Source organism: Okeania sp. SIO3I5 (genome assembly GCF_010672085.1).
GTDB lineage: Bacteria > Cyanobacteriota > Cyanobacteriia > Cyanobacteriales > Microcoleaceae > Trichodesmium.
The window spans coordinates 1-5,984 of the sequence record NZ_JAAHHT010000379.1; the positions used below are offsets into that span (position 1 = coordinate 1).

The 5,984-nt window shown below is 38.7% G+C and carries 4 protein-coding genes; 2 read left to right on the forward strand and 2 right to left on the reverse strand.

The window, feature by feature from the left end; all coding sequences use genetic code 11:
• Positions 1-170: 170 nt before the first annotated feature.
• Positions 171-1,043 carry a sirohydrochlorin chelatase gene (locus F6K40_RS38135; protein ID WP_293144877.1) on the reverse strand — a complete coding sequence of 291 codons (873 nt, stop codon included), beginning with the start codon at positions 1,041-1,043 and terminating at the stop codon, positions 171-173.
• Positions 1,044-1,510: 467 nt separating this feature from the next.
• Here F6K40_RS38135 and F6K40_RS38140 point away from each other — a divergent pair, with 467 nt between their 5' ends.
• Positions 1,511-2,113, forward strand: a complete 603-nt coding sequence (locus F6K40_RS38140; protein ID WP_293144880.1) for a hypothetical protein — start codon at positions 1,511-1,513, stop codon at positions 2,111-2,113.
• A 79-nt stretch (positions 2,114-2,192) separates the two neighbouring features.
• Here F6K40_RS38140 and F6K40_RS38145 read toward each other — a convergent pair whose 3' ends face one another.
• A complete protein-coding gene (locus F6K40_RS38145) occupies positions 2,193-2,324 on the reverse strand; it encodes a helix-turn-helix domain-containing protein (RefSeq protein WP_293144883.1) in 132 nt (43 codons plus the stop codon).
• A 684-nt stretch (positions 2,325-3,008) separates the two neighbouring features.
• On the opposite strand from F6K40_RS38145, the gene F6K40_RS38150 reads away from it, so the two are divergent.
• Positions 3,009-5,984: NACHT domain-containing protein (locus tag F6K40_RS38150; RefSeq protein ID WP_293144886.1), on the forward strand; the 2,976-nt coding region annotated here is incomplete at its 3' end.

Consider the following 5,984-nt stretch of genomic DNA (forward strand, 5'->3'; position numbering starts at 1 on the left):
TCTACTGGCGTGTCAAGCTTGAAAATGTGGATTAAAGAACCTAACCCCCCAACCCCCTTCCCTGCAAGGGAAGGGGGAAGATTACTCCCCTCTCCTCGCAGGAGAGGGGTTGGGGGAGAGGTCTTCGTTTGTTGTTCGCTCCAACACACCATTTTAAGCTTGACACGGCACTACGCCTTACTAAAGTCTTCTTCCTTACTTGTTATCAAATCTGAAACCAAGTTTGCTAATTCCTCTGTTGCACCAAGAGGAGTATTCAGACGAAACTTAATAGTAGGATATATTTGAGAGAGTTGATCTACCGTATCAGCGATCGCGTCAGTAATTCCCCCATTAAACAGAAAATAAGGCAAAATTCCAATTTCTCGATATCCTTGTTTAACCAAGATCTCAACCCTAGACTTGAGGTCAGGAGGAACACTCCAATAAGCAGTAGAAACCATAACTTGGCAACTACTAGCGAGGGACTGGGATATTTTTTCCACAACTTCATTACCACCAGGACGGCGACTACCATGAGAAATAAGTACCCAAGCATCAGCACTCACAGAAGTTATTTTAGTTGCTAGTAAATTTGCCATTTTTGGATGGGAACCAATATAGGGATACAAATTGATTTTAACAGGAGTATCAATTTCTAATTGATTTTCAAGCTTCAAGTTACTCTGTTGCTCGTGCAGAAAAATATCTGAGGTTGCGATCGCTCTTACCCGCTCTCGGAATATCTCAATTTCAGCAGGAATATCTTCTGTGACATGAACTCCCGGCAAAAGGAATAAAGGTATTATTTGCATTTGAGTAATATCGAGCGATCGTGTGTATTGCCAAAAATCCTCAATTTGTTCGTGTAAAGATTTCGGTCCAAGTTCTAATACCCCTGTACTAATAACAGGAGATTTTAGTATATTGTTCTGCTTCCTGAAAAATTTACTTAAAGGTATTTGTCTAGATAAAAGTTCAGCTAGTCTATTTAATTCTAGGTTTGGTCGTGGGTCACGACTACCATGAGATACTAAAAAATATGTTGATAAGTAGTTAGTCATTTATCAGTTATTATTCCAAACATTCTTTTTTTTAATTGGTATTATATCATGTCCGGTAGAATAGTTATAATTAGGATCGTAGTGGACTGTTTCAGCTAAAACTGTGCATGATTATTTTAGGTTGTGGGAAGACAAGGAAGACAAGGAGGACAAGGAGGACAAGGTGGTAAGGGAGAAAAAAGCCTATTGCATCATTTAAGATGAAACAGTCCAGTAGTATAACTCTGAGCAACTTCTAGAGTTATTGCTCAGAGCTATACTACAAATAAAAACTTGATTATTAGAAAGCTATTGGTAGTGGATTGTTTCAACTAAAATAGTCCAGTAGGGTATGTTTTCAGCTAAGATCCGACATGAAACTTATAGCGAGCGCGACATGAAAAGCGGTAGCGTAACTGAGCAATACTCTATATATAGTACCTTTGCGTAAGTCCTGATTCTTTCATTATTCATTATCCATTTTATCAATGTCTTACAGTCAATTTACAATCGAACAAATCAAATCAGAATTTGGCATTTTAGTCTCAGAAAAAATCGGCATATTTGCCAAAACACCAGAATCACAATACAGCGAATTTTTATCGGAAACTCTGGATTATAATATCCCATTAGCTCTGGCAATTAACTCAGAAAAATCTCGTTCTGAGCTGATAGTTATGCCAATCTTAATTGAACTAAAAAAACAATTATCAAATCAAATAAGTCTATTTTCTGGCAAAGAATTTACAGTCGATTCCCAGAGAGGTTTAAATGGATTTTGCGATTTTCTGATTAGCAAATCCTCTAAACAGTTAATTATAGAAGCTCCAGTTATTACTTTAGTGGAGGCCAAAAATGACAATATAGAAACAGGTTTAGGTCAATGTATGGCAGAAATGATTGCTGCTCAGTTATTTAATCAGCAAAAAGGAAATCAAGTTGAAAAAATTTATGGAGTTATTACAACGGGTAGTCTCTGGAAATTTTTGGAGCTAGAAAGTCAAACTATTACTATTGATATAAATGAATATTTTTTAGGGAATTTAGGTCAGATTATCGGGATTCTAAAAAGTTTTATCAAAGGAGAGTAAGAAGTGTAATATCAAAACGCAGTTTAACAATTTTGCTGCTGCTATTTTCGATATAGGTGAGCGATCGCTTTCCGGCAACTCAGACAAAACATAAGACTGTTGGATAAAACTCTATTCCCCAATTATAAGCATGACGAGCTACACCAGCGTGTTTAGCAAGTATGGTTTTTTGTTTATTATTAACTTTGAGTTTAGTCTTTATTGATATCATTACTGCTCTAATACATGACAAGTAGCTATATCTGAGTTATAATTAGATTTTGGATACTGATAGAGATAAGGAACGGCCATTCCTTATCTCTAGGGAGAAGCTACTTCTGCTAGGAACGTAAAGTTCTCCAGTATCTCAACTCAAAAACAGCTTTTGCAGCAATGGTAAGAACAGTCTGCAAAAGCTGTTGTATTATTTTTTTAGCTTCCATATTTCTATCACCTCCTTGCTAATATAGTTGCCATCTTTGGAACAATTACTTCTTACGAAAAGGCCACAGTTTCTCCTTGAAAAAGGTTAGTGTAACAGTCAACCAATGAGAACGTCGCACTCTCCGCCATATCTTTTTCAAGAAGAATCCGGCCATGCTGCTCAAAATAATTCTCCCAAGTAATACTACTATCTGCAAAAAAATGTCCCACATTTTCTAATCACCTCATTAACTTGTTTACTTATTTTATACTATATTATTACTAACATTCCTGAAAAGTACATCCAGGGATAAAAATTATAAAGTAGGCAACTAGGTTGACTCGAAATTGCCTGATGGCCTAAAAATGTCCATCAACAGAAATATCCAATATTGATGCACGTTATCTGGGTATTAAAAGGCAAAAAACAAAAATATAGGTTGCTCCACCTAAAAGATACTTTTATTATACTATTTATTTACTTATTTGAGATATGGCAGGACGTTTATTTCGGAATATCTGGAGAGTTCTCAATACAGAGATTGAGTTCAACTTGGCCCACAATGACTTGATTTGGAGCGTCCTTGAAGAAAAATTGCGCTTGAGAGGAGTCAAAGTAACTGGCGATTATATGACTATTTTGCGTCTGATGCTGCGAAGCACCTCAGATGAGGAAATAGCAAAAGAGTTGGGTAAAGCTAAATCAACTATCGCTAATAAAAAGACGGGTATTCGTAGAGATTTGAACGATCTTTTAAAAGCTAATAATGTTTCTCTTCCCGATGGAGATGAAGAATACCTAAAACGTTTATCTGAAGTTGGTGTGATAATAGAGTTAAATTTCTCGGAAACTGTTAAGGGTGGAGTTGAGTCTGCTAAGGCGGTTTTTAAAATAGCAAAAGCAATACAAGAAAATCGGGATGCTCGGGTATTAAAACCTTTAATTGAAAATGTTGATTCTGTTTTAGATGTGTTAAATTATCCCCTGGGAAAAGTTGTCCGGGAAAATTTACCTTTTTTGCCTATTGCAACAGGAATTATTTCTTTTATTGTTGAAAAAACTCGTCAGGAACCAACCTTAGAAGATGCGGTACAGTTAGTGGCTCAGGTTGCTTATTTAGAAAGTATTAGACAATTTTTTATAGACTTTCCAGAAATCAAATATAAGTTGACAGAAACTGAAGCTTCGGAAGCGGTAAAAAAACAGATTCAAAACTTGGATAAAGATATTAATTTTAATGACCGAAATGCTAAGAATACTTTGATTTATTTTTATGATTCACCTTTGAGAGAAAAATTTGATGAGATTTTATTTGCACGTCTAAAAGAGTCTGGTTTGTATGAAAATAATGCCAAAATTGTTACTGAAAGAATTTCTCGCAGTACCCATCGCTATATTAAGGAAATAGTGGTAGAAGTGAAAAATGATGCTAAAAAATTAGCGGGAATTTATGTGGATAGTTGGCGGCAAGATTTGGAAGCTTATGCCAGTATTGATAATTATTTGGAGGAAGCGATCGCTACTAAACCACTGGCAAAAGTATTTGATGAAAATTTCTCTTTTCGGCAAATTTATGTACCACTAAAAGTTAAATTTGTTAACTTCGATGGGAAAGTTCAACAAAGAGCAATATCTCAGAATATTGAGGAGTGGGCAAAAACAATTTTGTTGGATGAAAACAAAAACAAACAAGTGTTATTTATTCAAGCAGGACCGGGAAGAGGAAAAAGTGTATTTTGCCGAATGTTTGCCGACTGGGTGTGCCGGGAATTACATCCTATTTATACACCAATTTTGATTCGGTTGCGGGATATCAGAAATTTTGCAGCAAATATTGATGAGACTTTAGCTGATGCCGTCGGTTGGAATTTTGTTAAGACTGATAGCGGTTGGTTGACAGACCCCAATACTCGGTTTCTGTTTTTGCTGGATGGGTTTGATGAGTTGTTGTTGGAGCGGGGAGTGAGTAATGAGTTGAAGGTATTTTTAGATCAGGTGGGGCAGTTTCAGAAACAGGCAGCAGAAAATCAGGAGCGCGGTCATCGGGTGTTGATGACGGGGAGACCTTTGGTACTTTATGGCATTGAAAGGTTGATGCCTTCTAATCTGGAGCGGGTGAGTATTTTGCCGATGGGTGATGATATTCAGCAACAGTGGTTTCAAAATTGGCAGACGGTTGTAGGGGAAGAGGAAGCAGAAAAGTTTCGGGAATTTTTGTGCAGCGAGCAATGTCCGAAGCAGGTTCAAGAGTTGGCGCGGGAGCCACTTTTGTTGTATTTGCTAGCTGCAATGCACCGGGATAAGCAGTTACAGGTAGAGATGTTTGCTACTGCTGATGTTGGTGGGGCAAAAGTTTTGATTTATGAGCAGACGTTGAAGTGGGTGCTGGAAAAACAGCGGGTAGAAGAGGGTAAAAATCTTAATCGTGAAATTACGAAGTTGGAGTCAGAAGATTTGGAAATTTTGTTGGCAGAAGCGGGGTTGTGTGTGGTGCAGTCTGGTAGAGAATATGCTGCTATAAAAATGATTGAAGACCGATTGGTGGAGCAGGGATATAAGGAGTTGCAGGCGTTGATTGAAAAAGCGAGGCAAGATGAACGAGAGGATGGGTTGAAAAATGCTTTAGCTGCTTTTTATTTGAAGTCGGCAGCAGGAGCAGAAAATTCCGTGGAGTTTTTTCATAAGAGTTTTGGTGAGTTTCTCTGTGCAAAACGGATGGTAGAGAGTCTGGAAGATTTGACTCAGAAAACTGGGAAGCGACGTAAGACTTATGTGGTGTCTGATCAGGAGTTGGAATGGCAGGTTTACGATCTGTTTGGTTATGGCAGTTTAACGGTGGAAGTTGTGGAATATTTGATGGCGTTGTTGGTGAAAAGTGAGGTTGAGTTGATGGTGTTGTTTGAGCGGTTGCATGAATTTTATCTAGACTGGTGCGAAGGGGAGTTTATTGAGGCGACGGAGGAAACTTTACCTCAGAAAAAGGCGAGGCAGTTGCAGCAGTGGGGTATTGAGTCTGGGCAACGTCGGGCGAATATTTATACAGGGTTGAATGTGATGATTTTGTTGTTTGAGTTGCATCGTTATGGGCAGTCTCAGGAGGAGTTGCAGGAGCAGTTGCATTTTTATCCTTGCGGTCAACCTGATAGTGAAGACTTTGAGAAAACAAAACTATTGAGGATTATTGGTTATAGTCAATGTCTTGGGGATGAGGTTTTTGCGAAAATAGTAGGTAAGTTTCTCAGAGGTGCCGACCTCAGTAGTGCCTACCTCAGAGGTGCCTACCTCAATCGTGCCTACCTCAATCGTGCCGACCTCAGAGGTGCCGACCTCAGTAGTGCCTACCTCAATCGTGCCGACCTCAGAGGTGCCGACCTCAATCGTGCCTACCTCAATCGTGCCTACCTCAGTAGTGCCGACCTCAGAGATGCCAACCTCAGAGGTGCCGACCTCAGTAGTGCCGACCTCAGT